The organism is Paenibacillus tyrphae (assembly GCF_000722545.1).
Taxonomy (GTDB): domain Bacteria; phylum Bacillota; class Bacilli; order Paenibacillales; family NBRC-103111; genus Paenibacillus_G; species Paenibacillus_G tyrfis.
Window position 1 is genome coordinate 91,653 of sequence record NZ_JNVM01000024.1, and the last position, 25,688, is coordinate 117,340.

Here is a 25,688-nt window from a genome sequence, read left to right on the forward strand (position 1 = left end):
CTACGCCTCGCTCACGTTCTCGTAGATCACGGCAATGCCCATGCCACCGGCCATGCACAGCGTCACCATGCCGTACTTCACGCCGGACCGCAGCATTTCGTGCATCAGCGTCACGGTCAGCTTCGCTCCGGTAGCGCCTACCGGATGCCCCAGCGCAATCGCGCCGCCGTTGACGTTGACACGCTCCGGGTTCAGCTTCAGCTCGCGGATGACGGCCAGGGCTTGCGCGGCGAACGCTTCGTTCAGCTCGATCAGCCCGATATCGTTGAGCGTCAGCCCCGCCTTGTGCAGCGCCTTATGGACGGCGGGCACCGGCCCGATGCCCATCACGCCCGGATCGACTCCGGCGCTGGCGAACGCCTTGACCTTGAGCAGCGGCTTGATGCCCGCCCGCTCCGCTTTGCTGCGGGACAGGAGCAGCAAAGCGGCTGCGCCGTCGTTCATCGGGCAGGCGTTGCCTGCGGTGATGGTGCCGCCTTGCTTGAAGACAGCAGGCAGCTTGGCGAGCTTCGCCAGCTCGATATCTTCCCGCAGCGACTCGTCGCGATCGAAGAGCCGGACGCCTTGCCGCTCCTGCAGCTCCAGCGGCACGATTTCGTCGTTGAACCGCCTGCTGCGGACCGCGTCGGCCGCCTTCCGGTGGCTTTCGAAGGCAAACCGGTCCTGCTCTTCCCGTGAAATGCCGTACTGCTCGGCTAACCGCTCCGCGGTCATGCCCATATGCTCGTTCCCCAACGAGCAGGTCAGCCCGTCGGCGAGCAGCGCATCCTCCATCGCGACATGGCCGAACTTCGTGCCCCAGCGGTTTCGGACCAAATAAGGCACGTTGCTCATGCTTTCCACGCCGCCCGCAATGACGGCTTCCTCTTGCCCCGCCGCAATCGCCAGCGCCGCGCTTGTGATTGCCTTGAGGCCCGAGCCGCACGCTTTAATGACAACGTGACCCGGCACCGTTAGCGGAAAGCCGGCCCGCTGCGAGCTGATTCGCGCCGAATTGAGCCCTCCGCCGTGCACATAGCCGTGGCCGAAAATAATTTCGCCCACCTCTTCCTTCGGCAGCGCCGTTTTTGCCATCAGGCCCGTCAGCACTTGACGCCCCAGCTCGGTGGCCGGCACATCCCGCAGCGACTTGCCGAAAGCTCCGACCGCCGTGCGGACTCCCGTCGCGATAACGACTTCATTCATCACGGATTGCCTCCCTTATTGGATCGTGGACACGACGGACGGAACGATCAATTCCGCTGCCGTCTGCCGGATGACATCTTCTGCTGTATAGGGGGCCATCACTTCCCGCAAAACAAGTCCTTCGTCCGTCACTTCCATCACAGCCATTTCGGTAATGATCATATCCACGCAGTGCGGCGCGGTTAAAGGCAGCGAGCACTGCTTCAATATTTTCGACTCGCCCTGCTTGTTCGTGTGATTCATCAGCACGATGACCTTGCGCGACTTTTGCGCCAGCTCCATCGCTCCGCCCATGCCGGGCACCCGTTTGCCGGGAACGATCCAGTTCGCCAAATCCCCGTTCTGGCTCACTTCGAGCGCACCCAGAATTGTGATGTCCACATAGCCGCGGCGAATGATCCCGAACGCCGTCGCGCTGTCGAAATACGATGCGCCCGGCACGATGGTCACCGGAAAGCCTCCGGCATTGCACAGCGCGGGATCTTCGCTCCCCTTGGCCGGGCTCGGACCGGTGCCCAGAATGCCGTTCTCCGCATGAAAAAACACTTGGTTCTCCGGCGGCACATAATTGGCCACCAAGGTCGGAATCCCGATGCCGAGATTTACGAGCATCCCGTCTTGAATCTCCTGCGCCGCCCGCCGGGCGATCCGGTAACGGCTGTCTTCTACTCCCACGCCCATGTCCAGTTCACTCCTTGACTCGGTATGACCATATCGACATAAATCCCCGGGGTGACGATGCATTCCGGGTCCAATTCGCCGAGCGGCACGATTTCGTCTACCTCGGCAATGGTGTAATCTCCGGCCATCGCGACGAGCGGATTGAAATTGCGGGCGCTTTTGTCATAGATCAAGTTGCCGTACGGATCGGCCTTCTGTGCGTGCACGATGCTGACCTCGGCGGTCAGCGCCGTCTCGATCAAATACGGCTTGCCATCCAGCACGATCTGCTGCTTGCCCTCTTCGGCAATCGTACCGATGCCGACATCGACGAAGATGCCGCCCAAGCCAACGCCTCCGGCGCGGATGCGTTCGGCCAGCGTCCCTTGCGGGCTGAACTCCACCTCAAGCACGCCCTCGTTCATGAACCGGCCAGCGTTTGGATTGGAGCCGATGTGCGAAACGATGACCTTCCTGGCCCGGCCCGCCGTGATCAGCCTCCCGATGCCGATATCCGGGAACGCGCAGTCGTTGCCGATCAGAACAAGATCGCGTATGCCTTTATCCAACATGCCTTGGCACAATGACGGAGGATTGCCCACGCCTCCGAAGCCCCCGTACATCAGGGTCATCCCGTCGCGTATGTGTTGAAGCGCGTCCTCCAGCCCGGCGACCTTGCTTCGCTTTTTTACAAGCTCCATGCGTCTTCCCCCTATACCGCCGCTTTATTCAAATGACCTTCCGTCCGCAGTTCCTCTTGCACTTCGAAAATACTATTTTCCAATATACTTACTAGGCTATCGATTTGTTCTCGGGTGATAATTAATGGCGGAGAGACGATAATCGCGTCTCCGGCCGCTCCGTCGATGCCTCCCGATGCCGGGTACAAGAGCAGTCCTTTGTCAAAAGCACGCTTGATGACCCGAGCCGTCACGCCGAGCGATAGCGGGAAAATCCCCTTCGTCCGTACATCTGGCACGAACTCCAATCCGAGCAGCATCCCTTTGCCCCGCACGTCACCTACGATATCCAATCGCTTGGCCATCTCCTGCAGCTTGCCGAGAAGATACTCGCCGTTCACTTCGGCTGCGCGAACCAAATCGTGCTTTTCCATATAGTCCAGCACGGCCAGGCAGACGGCGGCGGATTGCGGATTGGCGCTGTACGTGTGGCCCGCCATGATCGACTTGGACCCTTTCAGAATCGGCTCCATCACCTTGTCGCTGACCAGCGTCGCCGCCATTGGCGTGTAGCCTGCGCTCATGCCTTTACCCAAAGCGACGATGTCCGGGGTGACCTCCCAATGCTCGCTGCCGAACTTCTTGCCGGTTCTTCCGAGCCCCGTCATCACCTCGTCCGCGATGAAGAGAATATCGTATTTGTCGCAGATGCGCTTGATTTCCTGATAATATCCCTCCGGCGGCGTTACCGCTCCTCCCGAAGCGCCGATGATCGGCTCGGCGATAAATCCGGCGATATGCTCCGGCCCGATGCGCAGAATCGACGTTTCCAGCTCCTGCGCGCATTTCATGCCGCAGCCGGGATGCGCTTCCTTCAGCGGACAGCGGTAGCAGTACGGCGCAGAGACGGACGGGTAATCCTCGAGCAGCGGGATGAACCGCTTGCGCCGCAAAATATTGCCGGACATGGACAAAGCGCCCATCGTAATGCCGTGATAGCTCATCCAGCGGGAGATGAAGCGGTTTTTGCGGTCGCGGCCTTTCTCCTGCCAATGCTGGATCGCAATCTTCATCGCCGTCTCCGTCGCTTCCGAGCCGCTGTTGACGAAAAAGGACCAGTTCCAGCGCCCCTCGGACCATTCGCTTAACCGGCGCGCAAGCTCTTCGGCAGGCTCGCTCGTAAACTGGGCGCGGTACGCAAACGATACTTTTTCCGCCTGCGCCTTCATCGCTTCGACGATTTCCGGCACCCCGTGGCCGATGCTCGCCGTTACCGCCCCGGAACAGCCGTCGATATACGTTTTGCCGTCCGTATCATAGAGATAAATTCCTTTTCCGCTGGCCACCGTAGGATAGTTGTAGTCCAGAATCGGTTTGATCAAATGTGTATCCGTCATGTCGGTTCCCCTCTTTACGCTTGTGTTAAATCCAGCCTCTCCAGCGCATGGCTTCCGCCATTTTGCGGAGGCCCGCCATATAGGCGGCCAGCCTCATGTCCACCTTGCTTTCCAGCGCGATCCGATGGACCCCGTGAAAGGCTTTGACTAAAACGTGGTCCAGCTTCCGATAAACTTCCTCTTCGGACCAATAGTAGCCCTGGTTGTTTTGAACCCGCTCGATATATGAAGCGACAACGCCGCCGGCGTTTGCCAGCATGTCGGGGACGAGCAGCACGCCTCGGGAGGTGAGAATTTCCGTAGCCTTCGCGGTCGTCGGTCCGCTCGTCGCCTCGATGACGATTTTCGCTTGAATGCCGGCCGCGTTCTCTTCCGTAATTTGGTTTTCAGCGGCAGCCGGAATGAGAATGTCGCAGGCTTGCATTAGCAGCTCCCGGTTGGAGATAGCGCTTGCGAACAAATGGGTGACCGCGCCGGACGCATCCCGTTTTTCCAGCAAATAATCGACATCCAGACCGTCCGGATGGTACAGAGCGCCGCCGGCATCCGCAATCCCTACGATCTTCGCTCCGGCGTCGTGCAGAAATTTGGCCAGATAGCCTCCGGCATGGCCGAACCCTTGAACGATCACCTTCGCGCCGCCGATCTGCATACCGGACGCCTTCGCCGCTTCGCGCAGCACGATCGTCACGCCTTTGATCGTCGAGGACTCCCTGCCCGCCGAACCGCCCAGTACGAGTGGCTTGCCGGTAATAAAGCCGGGCGAGTCGAACTCGCGGAGACGGCTGTACTCGTCCATCATCCAAGCCATCATTTGCTCATTCGTGTACATATCCATGGCCAGGATATCCTTCGCCGGGCCGACGATCTGGCTGATCGCCCGGACATACCCGCGGATCAGCCGCTCCAGCTCGGCGGCGGACATCGTGCGCGGATCGCACACGATGCCTCCCATGCCCCCGCCGTACGGGAGGTCGGTCAGACCGCATTGAACACTCATCCCCATCGACAAAGCAGTCACTTCCTCCGGCGTTACCGCGGGATGAAACCGAATGCCGCCCTTGGTCGGCCCCACCGCATCGTTATGCTGAGCCCGGTAGCCGGTAAATACCCGGACGGAGCCGTCGTCCATGCGTATGGGAATGCAAACCGTCATCAAGCGAAGGGGCCGCTTCAACAGCTCGTAGAACGATTCCGCGCAGCCCATATGCTCCAGCGCCTTCTTGATGAGATGCTGCGTTCGCTCCAAGACGCTTGGTTGTTCCGTTTGCCGAACCGTATCGACTGCCATCGTTCCACCTCCGGCCTCTGCGTTATGGCTGCAATTACTTGTAGTTTAAACCAGCTCAAGCGCTCGATCTATTCGACCGACGAATCCAAAATGTGCGCGATTTTTTATACATCAGGTATAAATTCCAGCTTGCCCGAAATTACGGGCCATGATATAACTGACTCAAGCCAATCCGCACAGAAAAGAGGATCATTCCTATGGGAATTAGCATTCAAGAAGCGATCCAGCTGCCCGTGATGTCGAAGACGAAATTGGTCGCCGGATTCGACGGCATGAACAATATCATCAAATGGGTCACGATCGTCGAGGTCATCGAAGACATCGATCGGCTGCAGGAAGGCGAGTTTCTGATTACGACCGGCTTCGGCCTGATGGAAAGCGAAGAGAAACGAAACCAGTTCCACAAGCTGCTGTCCAACAAGAAGCTGTCCGGCGTCGCGATGTACACCGGGTTTTACTTGCGCGAAATTCCCCAATCGTTCATCGACATTGCGAACCGTTCCGCCCTTCCGCTGCTGGAAATCCCGACGGATATCAACTTTTCGGTCATTACCAAGGCGATTCTGGAACAGATCGTCAACAACCAATTCCGCATGTTCGAGCATTCGATCAACATCCACAAGGAATTTACCCGTCTGGTCTTGGACAATCAAGGCATCCAGGCGATCACCGAGACACTGTCGCGGCTGACGGACGGCAGCATCGTGCTGTTCGATGCGGATGCCTCTATCGTTTCGGATCGGATCGTTCATGACGCGGTCCGCCGGATCGGTCAGGATCGGCTTCTGCTCTTTTCCGAGCCGCTGCAGCCGCCTTTTGAACAGCAGCTTCTTCATTTAAACAATCATGAAAGCGAATACACAATTTCGCTCTATCCGGTCATGGCGAATCAGACGAACTACGGCTGGATTGCGGCCATCAAGGATAAAGAACGATGGAAAGACATCGACCAGATCGCGGTCGAGCATGCGGCCACCGTGTATGCGATTGAATTCCTGCGGCATAAAGCAATTTTGGATACGGAAATCCGTTTTCAAGGCGAATTTCTCGATCAAGTGTTAAGCAAAAATTTTACCAATAAAGCCGAAGTGATCGAGCGCGGGAAAAAGCTGGGCTTCGATCCGAGCGGTAGTCAGGCCGTGCTGCAAATCAAGGTGGAGAACCTTCCGCCTGACCTTGAGCGCCGTACGCTGGACGACATATTGGACCGGCTGTATCAGGTCGTGAACCAGACGATGAGCAAGCATAACCGCCAGTTTCTGCTGCGCAACCGGCTGGACGGCTGCGTCGTTCTCATGGGAACGGGAAACAGAGGAACGGCTCCCGAAGCCGCGGAGGAAGCTTCGCTTCTGGCCGTACGGGACATCTCCGATAAATGGAGCGCGTTCTATCCCGAACACCCGCTGCGGATCGGCATCGGCAAAAGCTACACTGACCTTGCCGACCTGGCCAAAAGCACACAGGAAGCGCACCGAGCTCTCGTCTTCGCCAAGTTGCTGCACAAGCCGAAGTCCGTCGTCCATTATGACGATCTGGGACTGTATCACTTCCTGATCCAGATGCAAGAGCTCGGCATGGATTTGCGGCAGTTTGCCGAGGAGCAGCTCGGAGCCTTGATGCAGAACAAGCGGCAAGGAGCCGACCTGCTTCAAACGCTGGAAACGTACCTATACCATAACCAGAGCCTGCACGTGACCGCGGCCGAGCTGTTCATTCACCGCCATACGCTGAAATACCGGCTGAACCAGATCGAGAAGAAAACCCGGCGCAATCTTCAATCGTCGGAGGATCGTTTGAAGCTGGAGATCGCGATCATGGCCTACAAGCTGACCGTCTCTTCCGAGGAGCTGTAGCGGGCGCGCGGCTTGGCGCTCGCTCCCCTGCTTTTCGCTTTGGCGTTCACATCGAGTCTGGCTTCCAGCTTGCCCACCACAAACGTAAAGAGCATAACCAGCGCCAAATAATACAACCCTGCCACCACGTACGTTTCGAGCTGCTTGAAATTCGAGGCCGCTTCGCTTAACGCCGCTCCCCACAAATCCGACATGCCGACGTAAGCGACAAGCGAAGATTCCTTCAATCCGAGGATGAACTGGTTGCCAAGTGGAGGAATGGCGATTTTGAACGCCTGCGGCAAAATAATTCTTCGCATCGCCTGCGGATACGTCATCCCGAGCGAGCGGGCCGCCTCCATCTGACCGCGGTCGATCGATTGAATCGCGCCGCGGAAAATTTCCGCGATGTAAGCGCCGCCGTGAATCGCCAGCGCGAACACCCCCGCCCAAAATTGCGACAGCAAAATGATGTTGGATATCCCAAAGTACAGTACGGCGATCTGGATAATAAGCGGTGTGCCGCGGATCAGCGTAATGTAGAATTTCGCTACAGCGTTCAAGACACGGCTCTTCGACAGCCGGAAAAAGGCAAATACAAGACCGATGACGCTTCCGAGCAGAAGAGAAACAAACGTTATGCGAACGGTCAGCCAAGTCGCTTTCAGAAACACGTCGTAACTGGACAGCAAGATTTCGATCATCGGGTCACCTCATCTGAATATCGTTTCGTTACTTTTGCAAAATATTTTTGCCGAACCATTTCTCGCTCAGCTTGTCGTACGTCCCATCCTTGACCATTTCGTCGATGGCCTTGTTCAATTGATCCAGCAGGGCTTGGTCCTCCTTGCGGACCGCGATTCCCATTTCCTGCATCGTCAGCGGCTCCCCTACAGCCTTGATCGCCGTGGCGCTCTCCTTGATCATGCGGAAGCCGACCAAATCGTCCGTAATGACCGCATCTACTCGCCCCGTCGGCAGATCCAGCAACGCCGTCAGATCGCTATCGTACTCGGTAATGTTGCCCGCATCCGTCCGCTCGGCCGCCAAACTTTTGAATAAGCTTGCCTTGAGCACGCCGATCTTCTTGCCTTTCAGATCGTTCGCGGATTTAATCGTCTCGTTCGTCTTGGCGACGAAGATTTGCGCGCCCGACCGGTAGTAAGGCGTCGTGAAACTGACCGTCTTCTGGCGTTCCGGCGTAATCGCCATACTGCCCAGAATCGCATCGTATTTCTTCGAAAGAAGACCGGGAATGATCGTTTCCCACGGGTTCGTCACCGGCTCGGCTTTGACGCCCATTTTCTTGGCCAGCTCGCTCCCGAATTCGACGTCAAAGCCGACCAGATTGCCGTTTTCCTTGTAGTTGAAAGGCTTGTACAGCCCGCTCATTGCAAAATGAAACGCTTTCACTTGTCCGGAATCTTTACCGTCGGCCGAAGCTGCAGACGGGGTGTTGCCTGTCGAAGCACAACCGGCGAGCAGCATAGCCCCTACCAGCATCGACAACAAGGAAACGATCATACCTTTTTTCATGAACAAGTCCCTCCTGTAAGTTGATCTTAGGTTGCGTTGCTTTTTTAAAGGATGCTGCGCAAAAACTGCTGGGCCCGCTCTGTCTGCGGATTGACAAAAAACTGTTCGGGATGGGCTTCCTCCAATATTTTTCCGTCGCTCATGAAGACGACCCGGTCGGCTACCTCGCGGGCGAAGCCCATCTCATGGGTGACGACGATCATCGTCATGCCTTCCTTGGCAAGCTGCTTCATCACTTGGAGCACCTCGCCGACAAGCTCGGGGTCCAGAGCCGAGGTCGGCTCGTCGAACAGCATCACTCTCGGCGCCATGGCGAGCGCCCGGGCGATGGCGACGCGCTGCTTTTGCCCGCCGGACAGCATGCCGGGATAATCGTGCGCCTTATCCTTCAGCCCCACTTTGTCCAGCAAGTCGTAGGCGGTATCGATGGCCGTTTTCTTTTTGAGCTTCTTAACATGAATCGGAGCTTCGATCACGTTCTCCAGTACCGTTTTATGGGGAAACAGATTAAAATGCTGGAACACCATGCCAACCTCTTGCCGGATCTGATTCAGGTTCGACTTGTGAGGATCTCGCTTCTCCCCGAAAATATAAATTTCCCCGTCGTCATAAATTTCGAGGAAGTTCAGACAGCGCAGCAGCGTGCTTTTGCCCGAGCCGCTTGCGCCGAGCATGACGACGACTTCTTTTTCCTGTACGTTTAAATTGATGCCTTTCAGGACGTTAACGGAGCCGAATGACTTGACCAAGGTGTTAACTTGAATCATGGATTAACCTCCTTGCGGGATAGTCTATGTTGCGAAGAAAGCGCATTCTTTTTTGTCGTGCAGCTTGTCCTCAAAAGTTTACCTGGTTAAATAGTAATATAGAAACCGCTTACAATCTATTCGCCGATAGAACGAAAAAAGCTTCCCGCTTTTTATACGCCATGTATATAAATCATACCCGATTTCGCGAGCCGAAAGCTGTGGAAACCGCTGGGAGGAAGTAAAAACAAGCCCGTCCCCTCGGGGCGGGCTTCAGAGTGAGGTGGGGTATGCACTGGAGGAGCGTTAGCGTTCGCCTTTGTCCACAGGAAATACCCGCTGCTAAGCAGCTTCAAATCAAAATTTCCTGTGGACTCGGGGTCCCCGCAAAGTATTCGGATTGAACTTCCTTGAATCACCTTCACTTTGCGGGGTGGAGCAGCAACCGGAAGTGTATACCCCCACCCCCTCGTAACATCTATTCTCACAATTGACCACTTTCTCAACAAACTCAGCCAAGCTCCTTCAACGCCTGCTTCCGGAACTCGTTCGGCGTCATCTGCTCCTGCTTCTTGAAGACGCGGCTGAAATATTTTTCGTCATGGTACCCGACCATTTGTGCGATCTGGACGACTTTGAGGTAGGGGCTGATGAGCAGCAGCTTCGCTTTCTCCACCCGAATCCGGTTCACGAAATCGATCATCGTTTCCTGAAATTCCATTTTGAATTTGCGGGAAATGTATTCGCGGTTTAAGTGAAACCGTGCAGAGATGTCCTGCAAGGTAATGTCCTGGGTATAGTGCGTTTCGATGTAACGGGCGATTTCGCGCATCGGGTTGCTGTTTACCGCCTGCATGGAAATCAAAATTTGCGACAGCTCGATCAGCCGGTCCGTCATCATCTGCTGCAGCTGCGACAAAGAAAGCTTTCCGTCCTCGTCGAGCGGAACGACAAATGGACCGTTCTCATGCGGCCATCGTGGCGATTCATGGCTTGCTTGGAAAAATTCCTCCACCCATCCGGCCCGCGCTACGTTGAACTCGTCCCACCACATTTTTAGCTGTTCCATTGTAATCGCAGGCATGGCGCGAATGTCTTGAAACCATTCGCCGACCGCATGCCGGATTTGCTCGTGATTTCCGCTTCTGACCGCCAGCCGGGTCTTCTCTTCATATTTGCCGAACCGCACCGTTCCAATACGCGGCATCGCCGGTGACGGACGATATTCATGGTTGCGCGCAGCGAGATCGAGCAGGTTTCGCCCGTTTAACGCTTCCAGCGCCTGTGTATACGCTTGGTCAAGGCCGTCCGGGAAGGAGCATTCCGCGCTGATGCCGACATCGACCGCCCCTTTCAACGTCTGCCTGATCCCCTCGGAAATTTTCCGCAGCCATCTTGCAGCCATGTCGGGCTCGTCCCAGAGCAGCAGCACGATTTCGTAAGGCTTGTTCCAATTGCGGAAAGCCGTTCCTCGGCCCGCCGTTTGCACAAAATCGTTGCAAATATTCAGCACGGAAAAGAAAAGTAAGTCAACACTTGCCTTGTATTTGTCCCGGATCGGCCGTTGCATCGTGTTCAGGTCAAGAATGGCGACCCGACAGGAACGTACGGCCGCAAGCACGGGAAATTCGCGAAGATACGATTCCCCAGGCAGCGGCGCGCTGCCCGAAGCGGCGTCGGTCAATAACCGAGACAGCAGTTTGTCGCGGTACATCGGCTTTAACTCGTTGACTTCCTTATTTTTCTCGTGAAACTGAAGCTTGGCCCGGTTGGCCTCGTTCCAGCTGGCAACCGCTTTGCCGACCGCTTCCTGCAGATGACCGCGGTCGATCGGCTTCAGCAAATAGTCGGTACCCCCGTACTTGACGGTGTGGCGCACAAACTCGAAGTCATTGAAGCCGCTGATGACGATCTTTTTGCAGTCCGACGCGTGAATTTCCATCCATTCCATCAGCTCAAGGCCCGATTTCACAGGCATCATGATGTCCGTGATGACCAACTGGGGCCGCTGCTCCCGGATCAGCTCCACCGCCTCCGTGCCGTCCTCCGCTTCCAGCACCACATGAAAGCCGAAGGCTTCCCAATCGATCAGCTTGCGGACCGTTTTACGGACATGCTTTTCATCATCGACGAGTAACACTTTCATAGCACAGTCACCTCTTGATGTGTAGTGGGTACTATCATCGTGATTTTTAGACCGTGCGGCTCGTTCGGTTCGAGCTGCAGGCTGGCTTCTTCCCCGTAGTAAAGGCGAAGCCGGAACATGACGTTCATCAGCCCGATCCGCTCTCCACTATCGGACGGCTCGGATGGCGTGCCGGACAATTTGCCGTTCAAGGTGGCAAGCCGGTCTTCGGAGATGCCCGTTCCGTTGTCTACTACGACAACTTGCAGCTTCCCGTCCAGCAATGCCGTGCCGATCTTTAGTACGCCCGTCTGATGCGACTTATGAAATCCGTGTTTAAAATAATTTTCCACGAGCGGTTGAATGATCATTTTCGGAATCGGAACCGGGCCGGCCGCTTCGTCCAAAGCGTACTCGATCTTCAATTTCTCCTCGAACCGCTGCCGCTGCAGCAGCAGGTAATGGTCGACGTAAGCGAGCTCCTGCGATAAAGGCACGATCGTATCTTTCGTATTCATACTGTAGTGCATCATGCGGCCCAAGGATGAGACCAGCTCGTACACGTCGGGCGCATCGTTATCCAGCGCGGAAGCGCCGATGGACTGCAGCGCGTTGTTGATGAAATGCGGATTGACCTGCGCCTGCAGCATTTTGAGCTGCGTCGTCTTGTTAGCGAGCTTAAGCTTATATTCGCGGAAAATGAGGTCGTTGATCGTCTCCATCATCGTGCGGAACTTTTTGGCGAGAATACCGAATTCGTCGTTGCGCACGATCTCGATCGGTTCCTCCAGTTGGCCCGATTGAATCTTGCTCATGCTGCGAATCAACTGCTTGATCGGATGCGTGAACCGGATCGAAACGTAGAGAACCGCCGCGGTCGCAACGGATAAGGACAAGACGGCGATGACGGTATTGATCATGGTCAATGTACGGGCATGTCCGAACAAATAATCTCCGGGTATTCGCTTCACGACTGTCCAATCCAAGTAAGACAGCTTGATTTTATCGAATAAAATGATGCCGTCGTACCCGGATACGTCTTTTTCCATACTCCCCGACGTTGCGTCATCGCCCAGCATGTGCCGGACCCAGGATTGCTCCTGCTTCTTGCCGATTTCCGATTCGTCCGACGCATAGATCACCGTTCCGTCCCCATCCAAAATGTACATGTCCTCATGAGCCGCATCGTACAATTGAGCGCATAATTTGCGCAGGGCGTCCACCTGAACGTCAATCCCCAGCAGGCCGATCTGCTCCGAGGTCGGCACCCGAAACAATGGGCGGTAGATGGAAAAAACAAGCCCCGGATTCGTTTGCGGAAATTGCTGCAGGCCGTAGTCGTTGCTCCAATGCGTCGGAATTGATTTGGCGGCATAAGGGGCGATGTTCAGCTCTGCCGGCGGAGCTTTCGCTTGTCCGCGCAGGAAATTGTCCTTGTTCATTAAGAACGAGTCTTGTCCATTATTCAAATACAAATACACTTGATAAATATTGTTCGTTGCTTTGGAAACGAGCTGCAGCGCGGTGTACACGTAAGATTGATCCGCAGGGTCGGCTACGCCGTTGGATAAAATACCGTCCAGCTTTTTGTTGGAGTACAGAATAAGCGAAGCGTTGTTGACCGCGCCGAGGAAATTGGAGATGTTCGATTTCCCCTCGGACAGCAGCCGCGTATTTTCCATGATGGACCGTTCCTTCACGGATTCCTTGGTATAGAAGTAGGTAACGACGATCGACGCGGACGTAGGAATCACAATCGAAATCAGCATCAGAGCGATCAGCTTGTACCGTACGCTTGTAAGCAGCAGACGCATTGTCGTTCCGCCTTTCTCATCCTGCTTTTCGTGTTGTCAGCGCTTTCATTCTAACATCGCAGAGTCAAAATCGTCCACCTATCTTCTCAAATTCCTGAGTGGGAATGATTAGGCCCCGTCGCTACAATAAAGTTACTTTCACACATCCTAGACTAGGGAGGAACCTGTTATGAAAAGATGGCTGACCTCGCAAGCGGTGCAGCAGACGGTCTTCGTCGGGCCCGCGCTGCTCGTGTATGCCGTAGTCATGGTGCTGCCATTCCTGCTCGGCCTTTATTATTCGTTCTCCGATTGGAACGGCGTGTCCAGCCGGATTGGCTGGGTCGGCTTGCAAAACTACCGAACGATCCTAACCGCTGATCCGGATTTCGGCCGTTCGTTTTGGTTTACCGCCCGTTTCACCATGGCCGTCGTTCTGATCAGCAATGTGCTCGGCTTCCTCATCGCGTATTTGCTGTCGAAGCCGCTGAAAACCCGCAATCTGCTGCGGACGATTTTCTTCATGCCGAACGTGCTCGGCGGCTTGCTGTTAGGCTTTATTTGGCAGTTCATCTTCACGCAAAGCTTCGCCTCAATCGGACGGATAACCGGTCTTGGATTTTTCAATTTATCTTGGCTGGGTACGGAAGCGACGGCGTTCTGGGCGCTTGTGATTGTCAGCGTTTGGCAAGGGGCCGGATATCTGATGGTCATCTATATCGCGGGGCTGACGAACGTGCCGAAGGACATGCTGGAAGCCGCCGCGATCGACGGGGCGACAAGCCTGCAAGCCTTGCGCCATATCGTACTGCCGCTCATCATGCCGGCCGTCACCGTCTGTTTGTTCCTCAGCATCTCGTGGGCGTTCAAATCGTTCGACCTCAATTTCTCGTTGACCCAGGGCGGACCGTACAAATCCACCGAATCGATCGCCATGAACATTTATTTCGAAGCGTTCAAAAACAACCGCTACGGACTGGGGACGGCTAAAGCCTTTGTTTTCTTTGTCGTCGTCACCGTTATTACGTTGATTCAGGTCACGATTACGAAGAAAAAGGAGGTCGAAATGTAATGAAAGCCGAATCGTACGGCCCGAAATGGTTCACGACCGAATTGATCATCCTGCTCGCCGCGCTGCTCTTTCTCTCGCCGTTTTATTTTGTGCTCGCCAATTCGTTCAAAAGCTTCGCCGAGCTGCTGACGGACACCTCCGGGCTGCCGAAAAGCCTCAACTGGCACAACTACGAGCGGGCCTGGGAGGTGCTGAAATTTCCCCGCGCCTTGCGCAATTCGCTGCTGATCACGGTGTTCAGCGACCTGTGCATGATCGTCGTCTCTTCCATGGCCGCTTACCGTTTGCTGCGCCGTCCGACCAAGGCGAACCGGATTTTATTCTCCCTGTTCATCGCCGCGATGGTCGTGCCGTTTCAAGCGGTAATGATTCCGCTTGTGAAGGTCGGCAACTGGCTGCATTTTTTGAATAGTTTGCCTGGGATTGTTTTATGCTACACAGGACTCGGCGTTTCGTTCGCGATTTTCCTCTACCACGGATTTATGAAATCGATCCCGCTCGAAATCGAAGAAGCGGCCGTGATGGACGGTTGCACGCCTTACGGCATCTTTTGGCGGATCGTCTTTCCGCTGCTGAAGCCGATGACCATCACCGTCGTCGTCCTGCAGAGCTTATGGATGTGGAACGATTTTCTGCTGCCGCTGCTTATTTTGCAAAAGCCGGAGCTCCAGACGATTCAATTGGCGACCAACTCGCTGTTCGGCCAATTCATGAAGCAGTGGGATTTGGCGCTGGCGGCGCTCGTAATGGGCATCGTCCCCATTCTCGTCTTCTTCCTCATTTTGCAGCGGCATATTATTCAAGGGATTACCGCGGGCGCGGTCAAGGGCTAGCAAAGAACGCAAATTTGTCCACCTAAACAGTCAATGCGATGAGTGTCGAAGCTGTGGAATCTGCCCTAGAATGGGCTCATGTAGCGCTACAACATCGATGAAGGGGGAGGCAGACAGGATGAAAAAGTGGCTATCGGTTGTAGGTGCCGCGGCTTTGATGGGCTCCGTATTGAGCGGCTGCGGCGGCAAAGATGAGGCGGGGAACGAGGCGGCGAAAGGGCAAGAGAAGCCGGCAGGCGTCGTAACAGTGAAAATTTTGAATTTCAAGGTGGAAATTGCCGAGCAATTCAACAAGCTGAAAGACGAATACGAAAAAACGCACCCCGGCGTCAAGCTGCAAATCGATACGCTGCTGGGCGGCGACGATTATGCGACGCAGTTGAAAGCACGGTTCGCTTCCGGCGAGATGCCGGATATTTTCAACAACGAGGGCTACCAGCAGATGGACGCGTGGGTCGAATACTTGGAAGACCTCTCCGACCAGCCTTGGGTGAAAGACGAGATCCCGCTTGCCAAAGAGCCGACGACCCGGGACGGCAAAGTGTACGGCATGCCCGTCGGGCTGGAAGGACTCGGATTGCTGGTCAACAAGGACATGTTCGCCAAAGCGGGCATTACCGAGACTCCGAAGACGTTGACTCAACTGGAAGAAGCGGCCAAAAAGCTTCAGGCGGCAGGCAATCAACCGTTCGTCAACCAATTCGACAACTGGTTTCCGCTCGGCTTCCACAGCGCGAATAACGCGTTTGCCAAGCAGCCGGACCCGAATGCGTTTATCAAAGGCTTGAACGACGGCTCGACCAAAATTACCGGGAACGCCATCTTCAAAGATTGGACGCATCTGCTCGATGTCATGATCAAATACGGCAACAAAAACAGTCTGACGACCGATTATAACAGCGCTTCCACGCAATTCGCAACCGGTAAAGCGGCGATCAATCAGGGCGGCAACTGGCTCCAGCCCGTCCTCGACAAGCTCAATCCGGGCATGAACGTTGGCATCATCCCGATGCCGATCAACGACGACCCGGCGATGAACGATAAATTGTTCGTCGGTCCGGCCAACAACTGGGTCATCTACAACAAGTCGCCGGTCAAGAAAGAAGCGAAGGAGTTTTTGAACTGGCTCGTCTCCTCCGAAACCGGACAGAAATATTTGACCAAAGAGTTCAAATTCATCCCGGCGTTCTCCAACATCAAGGCGAACCCGGCCGATCTTGGAAGCATCGGCGCCGAAGTGCTGCAATATATCGAGCAAGGCAAAATTCTCGGCTGGCACTGGGCGAAATATCCGGACGGAGCCGCGCAAGAGTTCGGGGCTTCGATGCAGAGATATATTGCCGGCAAAATCAACGGCGATCAAATGCTAAGCGAGTTCCAGGCCGCCTGGGACAAAATGAAAAAGAAATAATTTTTTTAACCATCATTCAGGAGGGTGTAAATCATGAGCTTACAATTCGGACTTCAACTTTATTCCGTCAGAGACGAACTGCAAAAGGATTATTGGGGCACGCTGGAGAAGCTGGCGGAAATCGGCTATCGCAACCTGGAAATCGCCAATCACAACGCGGAAGACGGTCTGAAGCCGAACGCCACGGAGCTGCGCAAACGGTTGGACGCCCTAGGCATGAAGGTCGTTTCCAGCCACATCAGCCCGCTCGACCGGTACGAAGAGATTATTGCCTATAATCAGGAGCTTGGCAGTACCGCCATCGCCTTGGGCATCGCCTTCTTCAAAAACAAACAGGAAGTGCTCGAATGCTGCCAATTGCTGAACCGGCACGGCGAAGCGTATAAAAAAGGCGGTTTGGATTTTTATTATCATAACCATTTTCAGGAATTCCAACAATTCGACGGACAGTATGTGCTCGACATTATTGTTGAAAATACGGACCAGGATCTCGTCAAGATCGAATTCGATACGTACTGGGCCGTCCGGGGCGGCGTCGATCCGATTGCCTACCTGCAAAAGCTTGGAAACCGCTGCGACTTGGTTCATCAGAAAGATTTGCCGACCAATGCCAGCCCGGTTAATTTGCTGGAAGTCCTCGGCGAAGATTCGGACATCACCTTCGAACGGTTCCTTACGCTGCACCAAGCCGATCAATTCGCGGAAGTCGGCGAAGGCACGCTGAACATCGAAGGCATCCTGAACGCCGTGAAACAGATCGGCGCTGCGAAATACGTCTTCGTCGAGCAGGATTTGACGACTCGTAACCAATTGGAGAGCGTCGCCATCAGCTACCGGAACATCTCCGAGCTGTTCAAGGCGTAAAACGGGAGGAATCAAAGTGAGAAAAGTCAAAGTGGGCATTATCGGCTGCGGCAACATTAGCCCGATTTATTTTGAAGCAGGGAAAAAGTTCGACATCCTGGATATCGTCGCATGCTCTGACCTTGACCTGGACAGGGCGAGAGCAAGAGCGGAAGAATTCGGCGTTCCGAAAGCCTGCACGGTCGACGAGCTGCTGGCCGACCCGGAGATCGAAATCGTTATCAACCTGACGATTCCAGCCGCGCATGCGGAGGTTCATCTTCGAGCGCTCGAAGCGGGAAAACATACGTACGGGGAAAAGCCGCTCGCAATCCGCTTGGAAGACGGTCAAACCATACTGGCTGCGGCTAAACGGAACAACCTGCTGGTCGGTTCGGCGCCCGATACATTCCTGGGCGGGGGCATTCAAACCTGCCGCAAGCTGATCGATGACGGCTGGATCGGGAAGCCGATCGCGGCCACGGCCTTTATGATGGGCTCCGGACCCGAAAGCTGGCATCCGAATCCGGGATTTCTATACCAAGTCGGTGCGGGGCCGATGTTCGACATGGGACCGTATTATTTAACGGCGCTCATTCATCTCATCGGTCCGGTCCGCCGCGTATCTGGTTCGGCGCAAATGACCTATCCGGAAAGAACAATCACGAACGACATCGACTACGGCAAAAAAATTCCGGTCGAGGTTCCGACGCATATCGCGGGAACGATCGATTTCGAGAATGGCGCGGTAGGCACGATCATTACGAGCGTAGACATCTGGGGGACGAAGCTGCCGCACATCGAGATTTACGGCTCGACCGGCACGCTGATTGTCCCAGACCCCAATACGTTCGGCGGCCCGGTCTATATCAAACGGCATAATCAGACCGAATTTATGGAAATCCCGTTGACGCACGGGTTCACGGAAAACAGCCGGGGATTGGGCGTCATGGATATGGCCTATGCGTTAATCAACGGAAGAGAGCACCGCGCCAACGGAGATTTGGCTTATCATGTGCTTGAATTGATGCACGGCTTCCATCTATCCTCCGAACGGGGCGAGCATTACCATGTCGCAAGCAGCTGCAAACAACCGGCTGCATTACCGACCGATCTGCCGAAAAATGCGCTGAACGGCTAAGCTTCGTCGGCCGGTTGGATACGGTTTGCACGGGTAAGAGTGCGGTAGGGCAGGCTTTCCCCCGGTTGCTCCGGCGGAAGGTCTGCCTTTTTGCTTTGCTTGCTATCTATAGAGAGGATGATCTTCATGTCGCAGAGACGGGCGGCAGGGCTGGTTTTGACCGGTGCGTTATGCTACGGAGTGCTTGCGGCCTTTGTCAAGATCGGGTACTCCCACGGACTCGCTTCGGGAACGATCAGCGGTGCGCAATTCGTCGTCGGTACGATTTTGCTGTGGGGCGTCGCCATATGGAAACGCCGGTATATCCGAAAGCCGTCGCTGACAGCGATGTTGAAACTAGTGGCCCTTGGCACGCTCATGGGCGTAACCGGCTCGTTATATACGGCCTGCATGCAAATTGTTCCGGTTTCGGTCGCCGTCGTCTTGCTGTTTCAATTCGTTTGGATCGGGGTTTTGTACGAATGGCTGTTTCAACGGGTCATACCGGATCGCAGGTCGCTGCTCTCTGTCTCGGTCTCGATGATTGGCGCGATATGCGCCGCTGGCGTGCTTGACGGCCAATTGGCGCAATTATCGCTGCTAGGGGTCGTACTCGGCATCGGTTCGGCCTTCTCCCATGCCGGTACGCTGTATGCCAGCGGAAAAGTCGCCACGGAAGTAAGCCCGTGGCTGCGGGGACCCCTTATGGCAACAGGCGCGTTATTGCTCGTGCTGCTCCTATTTCCACCTGTATCTATAGTGACCGAGGTAACGTGGAACGGATTTTGGCTGCTGGCTCTTGCCATCGGGCTGTTGGGTATGCTCGTGCCAACGCTGTGCTTTATGTTCGGCGCGCCGAGGATCAGCACCGGACTTGCAACACTGCTCGGCTCGGTGCAGCTTCCGGTGTCGGTTTTGCTGGCCTGGCTCGCCTTTGCCGAACCGATCTCGGTATTGCAATGGATGGGTGTCGGCTTCATCCTGGCGGGCATTGCCGTTTCACAATGGAAACGTGCAAGTGGAGCGCACGAACAACTCTAGCGGCTGCAAAATCAATCCAACCTAAAAAGCGGGTCGCCAAGGCGACCCGCTGATAAACCTATCGATTATGCTTTCCCTGCGCTCTTGTCTCCCAGCAGCGAATTCAGCTGCTCCAGCAGGTTGCCGCCGCCGGTGAGTGAGATCGTGCCGATCTTCTCGCAGATTTTTTCCAGGAATTCCAGCTCCTTCAACCGGTACAGCGTCTGGTTCTCATCCATCAGCTTGGCGGTATTGAGCAGGCTGCGCGTCGATGCCGTTTCCTCACGGCGGGTGATCAGGTTGGCCTGAGCCTTTTTTTCAGCTAGGAGCACTGTGTTCAAGATATCCTTGATATCGCCGGGCAGGATAATATCCTTCACGCCGGCCGATACGAAGGCGACGCCATAATCCTCGCTCTTCTCGTTCAACCGGGATAGCACGAACGCCGCGATTTCCTGCTTCATTTTCAGCAGATCGTCCAGCTTCAGGGTGCCGATATATTCCCGCAAAATGAGCTGCAGTTGGATATACATCTGATCTTCAAACGATTTGATCTCGAGAGCGCGCAGAGGGTTCACGATTTTGTACTGGCAGACAAAATTGAGCCGCAAGGTCACTTTGTCCTCGGTCATCATCTCTTGTCCTGTCATGTCCATTTGCTGCTGGCGCAGGTCAACGGTCTTCACCGTGACAGCGGTAGGCCCTTTCCAAAAATAATATTTGCCGGGCTTGAGTTCTTTTTGCATCACATGGTTATAGAACAGCACGCCCGATTCGTAGCTGGCCACCTCGAACGTCTGGCAATACGACATCAGTCTGGGCCGGACCGCCAGATCGACCTCCGCAGGCAATTCGGGCTGACAGATGTCCACCCGGACATAAGCGTGTTTCTTCAAAATGTTCCAGAACACATATCTTCCGGCCGTCAGCAGCCCGGCGAATTTGCCATCCTCGTAATGCAGCACATATTCGTGGTCCTGCACTTCGATCACATCCAGCTCCCGCAAGAGCTGGTCATCGTGGAGGAACAACTGTAAGTCCTTCCCCTCCACCGCAAAAGGCCTCGTTATATTGAGAACGACAACCGTCTCATCTGAAAAAGACGAGAGGCGGTACGTGCCGGGCTGCAAATATTTATCGTAGCTTCCTTTACGGAACAGCAAGCCACGCTCGTCGGTTTGAATGGTTACTTTTTTAAACATGGTAAATCCTCCTTCAACAGCTCATCGCTAAGCTGCCTTTCATTGGTTGGTGACCTGCGAAAGGAACCCTCCTGCGCCCCTGGCGGAATCCCGCTTAAGAACGGAGGAGCCGGAGCTTCCGGCCTTGGAGCTGACGAACTTCGGTTCGGCTCCATTGCAGCCGTTCTCCCGTTCGCTCTCTCCTTAGCGGTCGCGTCGATTTCTCCGTCCGGTATCCGCGGATTGCAAAGCCCGGCCGCAGTATGCTGTGGAAGCCACTGAGGATTCCTTTGAAGGTCACAGCATATCATTTTCGCTCGATTAAAAGTCGAGTGCTCCCCACGGAGCTTAATCGTCCCACACGATTTGGGATTCGAACCCAAAATAATGGCAGATTCATGCCGGATCGGCCGTACAGGATACCGGCGCATAGGATGCGCGGGCACTGCGGGATTGTAGGAAATCCCTGCCTCGGTACGCCTTCCGTACATCAACCTCAATGTATGATATAGCGTCTCAGACGCGTATCATCGTTAGTTCCCCATCCCCGCCCTCGCCGCTTTGTCTGAATCAGCACCCGGTCGTTACAATTACAAGAACTAGTACGCTTGTAAGATGTACTGGGCTTAAATCATAAATGCAGGAATCGAACCTGCGGACATGGCCCCTCACATCCACCAGGGAGTCCAACTTGCCCAGTTGGCGGGTGGTGCTCGCCTTCAGACAAAAGGCTACCAACTAACACAGATGATCGTTGCTTACAGCAGCTCGGTTTTCCAGTTCATTTCCTGAATGCCGGTATCCAGCTCCCGGTAAGCTTTGGAATACTGGTCGACCTGCTTCTGCAGTTCGGCAATCTGAACCGTCGGAATGAATTTCACTTCCGATCTGCTGTAACGGTCCTGCTTAATCGCCGCGGCATTAATGACCTCTTGGATCATCGTTCGGCGAATCCCTAGAATATCCCGCTTCGCCAAAGCGTCGGCAAGGGTAACTCCGTCGTGCAGCACCGTTTGGGCGTTCGTCCGATTGATCGCGGTCATTAACGACTCCAGCTCTTGCAGCGTGTCGTTCATTTCTTGGAACAAATTCGTCGGGTCCTCCGGCGGATGTTCTCCTTCCTGCACCTTCGCACTACGGTTCAAGCGGACTTTCAATTGTTCGATGCGCTTCTGGCAATCGGCTCTATTCATTAAAGCTTCGGCTAATCTCATCGTTATCACCTTCGGGTATTGAATTTTAATCTCTGAATGGACGGCTTCGCCTTGTGTATCTTATCTTCGCTGATTTGCGCCGAAACGAACATGGCGAAAGTATTACGACAAGTGGAAAGTTTTTCATGAAATATAAAAAGACCGGAGCTATGGCTCCGATCTTTTTATTAAAGGAAACGAATTGGGATTCTAATGCAGTTTTTTATTCAACGCTTCGATCTCCATTTCCGATAAGCCCGTTACTTCAGCAATCAGAGAGACAGGCAGGCCTTTTTGCAGCATATTTGCCGCAATCTCCAGCGTTCCTTCCAGCTTCCCTTCCAACTTTCCCTCAAGTCTTCCTTCCGCCCTGCCCCGTGATTCCGCATAGTCTAGCGCGGATTGCTCGTCGAGCAGCGCCTTCTTCCGCATCTCATACAGCGCCCGCGTTTCCTTGTTCTGGCTTAAAAATTCCAGCGTCGTTATCTATTCATTTCACTTGATGATAAGATCGGAGCCGTAGCTCTGGTCTTCTTTTTATAATGTCACGGATCAAGCCAACGATGGGAGGGAACTGGCTATGGATACACCGGGGCTGAAAAAAGCGATGTTGTGGAACCGGTCATTCGGGATTTGATTGAAGGTCAAGATATTGATCGAGATGACCTTCTTCAAGCTTTTGTAGAACTGGCCTTCCCCCAGCTGCTCCTCGTACATCTTCGCCGCGTAATATAAGCTGCGCTTTGGCATGTCGTATTTATTGCTGACCTGGATTTCCAGATTCACCTGTTTGCCATCCTCGTTTTGGGCGCGGACATCCAGAATGGCCTGCTTGTCGGTCAGCGCATTTTTATCCAACTGCGGATTAAGCAAGGTCAGGCTAACAAACGGCTTCGGCTCGGTTTCCCGCAGCGCTTCGTTCAAAAAATTCAACAGCACTTCGTCTTTATTTTCTTCGCTGCCGAAGATTTGTTTGAACACGAAATCAACGGACGGTTCCAGCAGTTCGGTCATTCGTTCTCAGCTCCAACGGCTTGCTTTTCGCCTCAGTTTTTTACTTCCATTATACCACAAAAGGGGCAAACGGTAGACGCCCAAGCCGCCTACCGTTTGCAACGAATACCAATCACGCCCCGTCAAGGTCTTCCGATCACACAAGCTTACCAGAACCGGCTCCGTCCCTCACAGCCTAGGATCGATTTCTTTCTCCCTGGCCACTTCAAACAGCAAATTGGCGACGATTTCGTTATACGTCTCATGGTCCGGCGCGATTTCATCGAACCTCACGGAGAGCATCTTGCTGCCGAGTTTATATTCGTTCATCGAAGTGCGAAGCTTCGATTGAATGTTCTTCTGCTTCATGAGCTTGCCATACTTATGCGGGAACCGGTAATCGTATCCGTAGATGATCGATAAATACTCCGGATTGCGGACCTTCATATACGGCACCGAGCGGCCATCCACGACCTCCGGCTTGATCACGACGCCTTCCATATGGTTCCCGACGGTTAACGTCGCGAAGTACTGCTCCGCCTTCCCGCGGCTTTCCAGCTCGGACAGCTCAAGCACAACAAACTCGTCATCCGATAGAAAACGGTACATCTCGGAAGTGTTCCAATCCGGCAGCAGTTCCTCGCCGCTATCGTACACCAATTTCAACAACGCAAAAGGCTTGTACTCCAGCTCCCCGTCCTCCGCATACAACTCCAACTGCTTCTTGTACGTTTCATAGGCGGTCACATGCTCCTCCAGCGGCACGTAGGTTTCCAAAATGTCATGGACATATTTATAGTTTTGATACACACTTGCCCCATATTTGTCGCTCAAGACGGCTTTGGAGAGGTTAAATTGGTCCTTTTCAAACCCGCTGGCGCGGTACTCCTCCGTCAGCTTGCCGAAAGCTTGTTCAAAACCGTTGCGCTTCAGAAAATCCAACTCGCTCTCCAATGCCTTCTCGATCGGCTTAAACTGCCGCTCGATGAGCCCGTCCCCGAGCGCCTTCCACGGCAGCAGCTCCCCGTCCAAAAGCAGCATAGAGACGCCATTCTGCTCCATGTATCCGCCGAATTTTTGCAGCAGCCGGTCGTAAATGCCGGTCAGATCCACCTGATTGATCTTGTACCCGTTCCGGCTGACGGCAAAGCACTGCTCCCGGTCCTTATGCAAATAAATGTTGCATCGGGAGCCCATGTATTTCGGCTGCAGCACCACCTGACGGACTCCCCGCTCGGTAAAATAATCCAAGCCACGCTGCAACGACTCCAGCTCGCGTGCAGCCACGTCCTTATCGGCCGGGGACATCGTTCCCGAGATAAAGTTGATCTTATTCCGCGACACATAACGTAGTCTGCGAATTTCCTCGTCGCCCAACTCCTGCACGGAAACCTTTCTCTCTTCCCGGAACAAGGTCGGAAGCTCGTCCGTCATGGCAACTTGCCCGGACTTGTGAACTTTAAAGAAAGGCTTGAACGAAATGCTGACCGAAGTCAGCGCGTTCCCGTGCACACATCCCGTATCGAGGTGAAGCTTGCTTTTGATCCGGAACGCCTGCTTCGCCGCAATGTGCCCAAACACGTGGTACGGATGATTTTTCGCTGCCTCCTCGTTAAGAAAATCCAACTGCTCCTCCAGAGGCGCCTCCCGGTTGATACGGAAACTGCGCTGATGACGCGTCGAAATCGCATCCAGCTTCCCGATATATTTGTTCCGGCACGGCGCATGGGTCACGTAGAAGGACGCTCCCTTGGTGCCGACCGACCGGTAAAACGGCTTCGAGATGGAAACGAGATGATTAAACTTCTCCAATAGCTCCGCATCGCTGCGCAGCACTTCCGTCGAGTCGAAATACGTCCGAAGAAGCTCCGAATCGGCCCCCTGAATTTCGCCCCGCAAATATTTATAGACGAAATTTTCATGATTCCCGAGGACGAATAAGAAATGCTCCTGATTATCGTACAAAAAGTCCACGATCTCTTTGGTACGCTTCCCTTTATCGATCCAGTCGCCGGCTAGCAGCACCTTCGTATTCCGCACCTTATCCGTTACGATCAGCTTCCCCGCTTCGATCTGGTAGTCGTAGCTCAGCAGCAGACCTTGCAGCGCATCGACGCACTCATGAACGTCGCCGACAATAATGACCTTTTGATCCTGCGGAAGAATGGTCGACAAGTATTCCTCTTGATCTTCAATGACGACTCTGTAATCGGGATTGGCCCGCTGCTCCGTTACCGAATAAAAATCTTTGGCGCGCACCTTATGAATTTTGGCGTACTTTTCCTTGGCCAGCGAACCGAGAACGTCTTTGCGCAGCCGGTTAATGTGGCTGGTGATCAGTTTCTTGGACCGCTCGGAGGCGTAGTAATCCTCCCGCTTGCGGTAATCGAACAGGATGACCTCCAGATTATAGTTATTCTCATGAGCAATCTCGCGAACCTTCGCCCGGAAGTCCTCCGACAATCCTGTCGTATCCACGATCACGAATTCCGCATTGACCGGATACGAGGTTACCATCTTCAGCTTTTCGAACAACAGATGAAACGCCTGCCCACTCGCCTCCAGCATCAATTGATCGTATTTATCGTAGGCAAAGCCAAGAACCTCTTGGCGGATACTGTCGGAAGACAGATATTGGATGTTGGCTTTAAAATGTTTCGACTCGTCCTCGAACCGAAGTCCGGGAATCAGCACTTCGTTGGCGAACGTCGTTTTCCCGCATTCCGTCGATCCGATCATCATAAAAATGGTATGAACCCTCGTTTGGATCTCCACTG

22 protein-coding genes are annotated in these 25,688 nt (G+C 54.4%); 7 read left to right on the plus strand and 15 right to left on the minus strand.

Annotated features, from left to right (window positions below; genetic code table 11):
* Genes ET33_RS26535 through ET33_RS26555 form a run of 5 tightly spaced genes read right to left on the minus strand, consistent with a single transcriptional unit; the run spans position 1 to position 5,213 of the window.
* Entirely contained in the window at positions 1-1,185 is a 1,185-nt protein-coding gene (locus tag ET33_RS26535; RefSeq protein ID WP_036689338.1) for a thiolase family protein, read from the minus strand.
* A gap of 15 nt (positions 1,186-1,200) precedes the next feature.
* Entirely contained in the window at positions 1,201-1,866 is a 666-nt protein-coding gene (locus tag ET33_RS26540; RefSeq protein ID WP_036689340.1) for a 3-oxoacid CoA-transferase subunit B, read from the minus strand.
* A complete protein-coding gene (locus ET33_RS26545) occupies positions 1,851-2,546 on the minus strand; it encodes a CoA transferase subunit A (RefSeq protein ID WP_036689343.1) in 696 nt (231 codons plus the stop codon). The genes ET33_RS26540 and ET33_RS26545 overlap by 16 nt, the downstream gene beginning before the upstream one ends.
* An 11-nt stretch (positions 2,547-2,557) precedes the next feature.
* Positions 2,558-3,922 (minus strand): aspartate aminotransferase family protein, encoded by a 1,365-nt coding sequence (locus ET33_RS26550; RefSeq protein WP_036689345.1) that lies wholly within the window; start codon positions 3,920-3,922, stop codon positions 2,558-2,560.
* Between the two features lie 25 nt (positions 3,923-3,947).
* Positions 3,948-5,213 carry a Glu/Leu/Phe/Val family dehydrogenase gene (locus ET33_RS26555; RefSeq protein ID WP_036689347.1) on the minus strand — a complete coding sequence of 422 codons (1,266 nt, stop codon included), beginning with the start codon at positions 5,211-5,213 and terminating at the stop codon, positions 3,948-3,950.
* A gap of 197 nt (positions 5,214-5,410) precedes the next feature.
* Here ET33_RS26555 and ET33_RS26560 point away from each other — a divergent pair, with 197 nt between their 5' ends.
* Positions 5,411-7,066 carry a PucR family transcriptional regulator gene (locus ET33_RS26560; RefSeq protein WP_036689348.1) on the plus strand — a complete coding sequence of 552 codons (1,656 nt, stop codon included), beginning with the start codon at positions 5,411-5,413 and terminating at the stop codon, positions 7,064-7,066.
* Here ET33_RS26560 and ET33_RS26565 read toward each other — a convergent pair.
* From ET33_RS26565 to ET33_RS26590, 5 genes are all read right to left on the minus strand, one after another.
* Positions 7,033-7,749, minus strand: coding sequence for an amino acid ABC transporter permease (locus tag ET33_RS26565; protein WP_036689351.1), 717 nt, complete (start codon positions 7,747-7,749; stop codon positions 7,033-7,035). The two genes, ET33_RS26560 and ET33_RS26565, sit on opposite strands and share 34 nt — an antisense overlap.
* A 28-nt stretch (positions 7,750-7,777) precedes the next feature.
* Complete coding sequence (locus tag ET33_RS26570; protein WP_036689356.1) at positions 7,778-8,581, minus strand: ABC transporter substrate-binding protein; 804 nt, start codon at positions 8,579-8,581, stop codon at positions 7,778-7,780.
* A gap of 44 nt (positions 8,582-8,625) precedes the next feature.
* Complete coding sequence (locus tag ET33_RS26575) at positions 8,626-9,348, minus strand: amino acid ABC transporter ATP-binding protein (RefSeq protein ID WP_010496599.1); 723 nt, start codon at positions 9,346-9,348, stop codon at positions 8,626-8,628.
* A 490-nt stretch (positions 9,349-9,838) separates the two neighbouring features.
* Positions 9,839-11,473, minus strand: a complete 1,635-nt coding sequence (locus ET33_RS26585) for a response regulator transcription factor (protein ID WP_036689364.1) — start codon at positions 11,471-11,473, stop codon at positions 9,839-9,841.
* Positions 11,470-13,266 carry a cache domain-containing sensor histidine kinase gene (locus ET33_RS26590; RefSeq protein ID WP_036689367.1) on the minus strand — a complete coding sequence of 599 codons (1,797 nt, stop codon included), beginning with the start codon at positions 13,264-13,266 and terminating at the stop codon, positions 11,470-11,472. Before ET33_RS26590 ends, ET33_RS26585 begins: the two co-directional genes overlap by 4 nt.
* Before the next feature lie 169 nt (positions 13,267-13,435).
* Between ET33_RS26590 and ET33_RS26595 the strand changes: the two genes are divergently transcribed.
* From ET33_RS26595 to ET33_RS26620, 6 genes are all read left to right on the plus strand, one after another.
* Entirely contained in the window at positions 13,436-14,317 is an 882-nt protein-coding gene (locus ET33_RS26595) for a carbohydrate ABC transporter permease (RefSeq protein ID WP_036689370.1), read from the plus strand.
* On the plus strand, positions 14,317-15,150 hold the full coding sequence (locus ET33_RS26600; RefSeq protein ID WP_036689374.1) for a carbohydrate ABC transporter permease: 834 nt from the start codon (positions 14,317-14,319) through the stop codon (positions 15,148-15,150). The genes ET33_RS26595 and ET33_RS26600 overlap by 1 nt, the downstream gene beginning before the upstream one ends.
* 118 nt (positions 15,151-15,268) lie before the next feature.
* Positions 15,269-16,561, plus strand: coding sequence for an ABC transporter substrate-binding protein (locus ET33_RS26605; RefSeq protein WP_036689377.1), 1,293 nt, complete (start codon positions 15,269-15,271; stop codon positions 16,559-16,561).
* Positions 16,562-16,594: 33 nt separating this feature from the next.
* A complete protein-coding gene (locus tag ET33_RS26610) occupies positions 16,595-17,425 on the plus strand; it encodes a sugar phosphate isomerase/epimerase family protein (protein WP_036689380.1) in 831 nt (276 codons plus the stop codon).
* Between the two features lie 16 nt (positions 17,426-17,441).
* Positions 17,442-18,545: a Gfo/Idh/MocA family protein gene (locus ET33_RS26615; RefSeq protein WP_036689383.1), complete on the plus strand. Its 1,104-nt coding sequence runs from the start codon at positions 17,442-17,444 to the stop codon at positions 18,543-18,545.
* A gap of 126 nt (positions 18,546-18,671) precedes the next feature.
* Positions 18,672-19,565 (plus strand): DMT family transporter, encoded by an 894-nt coding sequence (locus ET33_RS26620; protein ID WP_051775648.1) that lies wholly within the window; start codon positions 18,672-18,674, stop codon positions 19,563-19,565.
* A 65-nt stretch (positions 19,566-19,630) separates the two neighbouring features.
* Here the strand turns inward: ET33_RS26620 and ET33_RS26625 are convergent, their stop codons facing one another.
* The 5 genes from ET33_RS26625 to ET33_RS26640 form a co-directional block, all read right to left on the minus strand.
* Positions 19,631-20,746: a slipin family protein gene (locus ET33_RS26625; protein ID WP_036689388.1), complete on the minus strand. Its 1,116-nt coding sequence runs from the start codon at positions 20,744-20,746 to the stop codon at positions 19,631-19,633.
* 737 nt (positions 20,747-21,483) lie between these two features.
* Positions 21,484-21,939, minus strand: a complete 456-nt coding sequence (locus tag ET33_RS26630; RefSeq protein WP_036689392.1) for a DIP1984 family protein — start codon at positions 21,937-21,939, stop codon at positions 21,484-21,486.
* 189 nt (positions 21,940-22,128) lie between these two features.
* On the minus strand, positions 22,129-22,350 hold the full coding sequence (locus ET33_RS39950; protein WP_051775650.1) for an RpnC/YadD family protein: 222 nt from the start codon (positions 22,348-22,350) through the stop codon (positions 22,129-22,131).
* A gap of 120 nt (positions 22,351-22,470) precedes the next feature.
* Positions 22,471-22,932, minus strand: coding sequence for an Rpn family recombination-promoting nuclease/putative transposase (locus ET33_RS39955; protein WP_051775652.1), 462 nt, complete (start codon positions 22,930-22,932; stop codon positions 22,471-22,473).
* 168 nt (positions 22,933-23,100) lie between these two features.
* Positions 23,101-25,686: a metallophosphoesterase gene (locus ET33_RS26640; protein ID WP_036689394.1), complete on the minus strand. Its 2,586-nt coding sequence runs from the start codon at positions 25,684-25,686 to the stop codon at positions 23,101-23,103.
* Between the last annotated feature and the right edge of the window lie 2 nt (positions 25,687-25,688).

Coding starts and splice junctions, on each gene's coding strand:
- ET33_RS26535 (WP_036689338.1), bottom strand. CDS start 1,185: ATGAATGAAGTCGTTATCGCGACGGGAGTCCGCACGGCGGTCGGAGCT.
- ET33_RS26540 (WP_036689340.1), bottom strand. CDS start 1,866: ATGGGCGTGGGAGTAGAAGACAGCCGTTACCGGATCGCCCGGCGGGCG.
- ET33_RS26545 (WP_036689343.1), bottom strand. CDS start 2,546: ATGGAGCTTGTAAAAAAGCGAAGCAAGGTCGCCGGGCTGGAGGACGCG.
- ET33_RS26550 (WP_036689345.1), bottom strand. CDS start 3,922: ATGACGGATACACATTTGATCAAACCGATTCTGGACTACAACTATCCT.
- ET33_RS26555 (WP_036689347.1), bottom strand. CDS start 5,213: ATGGCAGTCGATACGGTTCGGCAAACGGAACAACCAAGCGTCTTGGAG.
- ET33_RS26560 (WP_036689348.1), top strand. CDS start 5,411: ATGGGAATTAGCATTCAAGAAGCGATCCAGCTGCCCGTGATGTCGAAG.
- ET33_RS26565 (WP_036689351.1), bottom strand. CDS start 7,749: ATGATCGAAATCTTGCTGTCCAGTTACGACGTGTTTCTGAAAGCGACT.
- ET33_RS26570 (WP_036689356.1), bottom strand. CDS start 8,581: ATGAAAAAAGGTATGATCGTTTCCTTGTTGTCGATGCTGGTAGGGGCT.
- ET33_RS26575 (WP_010496599.1), bottom strand. CDS start 9,348: ATGATTCAAGTTAACACCTTGGTCAAGTCATTCGGCTCCGTTAACGTC.
- ET33_RS26585 (WP_036689364.1), bottom strand. CDS start 11,473: ATGAAAGTGTTACTCGTCGATGATGAAAAGCATGTCCGTAAAACGGTC.
- ET33_RS26590 (WP_036689367.1), bottom strand. CDS start 13,266: ATGCGTCTGCTGCTTACAAGCGTACGGTACAAGCTGATCGCTCTGATG.
- ET33_RS26595 (WP_036689370.1), top strand. CDS start 13,436: ATGAAAAGATGGCTGACCTCGCAAGCGGTGCAGCAGACGGTCTTCGTC.
- ET33_RS26600 (WP_036689374.1), top strand. CDS start 14,317: ATGAAAGCCGAATCGTACGGCCCGAAATGGTTCACGACCGAATTGATC.
- ET33_RS26605 (WP_036689377.1), top strand. CDS start 15,269: ATGAAAAAGTGGCTATCGGTTGTAGGTGCCGCGGCTTTGATGGGCTCC.
- ET33_RS26610 (WP_036689380.1), top strand. CDS start 16,595: ATGAGCTTACAATTCGGACTTCAACTTTATTCCGTCAGAGACGAACTG.
- ET33_RS26620 (WP_051775648.1), top strand. CDS start 18,672: ATGTCGCAGAGACGGGCGGCAGGGCTGGTTTTGACCGGTGCGTTATGC.
- ET33_RS26625 (WP_036689388.1), bottom strand. CDS start 20,746: ATGTTTAAAAAAGTAACCATTCAAACCGACGAGCGTGGCTTGCTGTTC.
- ET33_RS26630 (WP_036689392.1), bottom strand. CDS start 21,939: ATGAGATTAGCCGAAGCTTTAATGAATAGAGCCGATTGCCAGAAGCGC.
- ET33_RS39950 (WP_051775650.1), bottom strand. CDS start 22,350: ATGCGGAAGAAGGCGCTGCTCGACGAGCAATCCGCGCTAGACTATGCG.
- ET33_RS39955 (WP_051775652.1), bottom strand. CDS start 22,932: ATGACCGAACTGCTGGAACCGTCCGTTGATTTCGTGTTCAAACAAATC.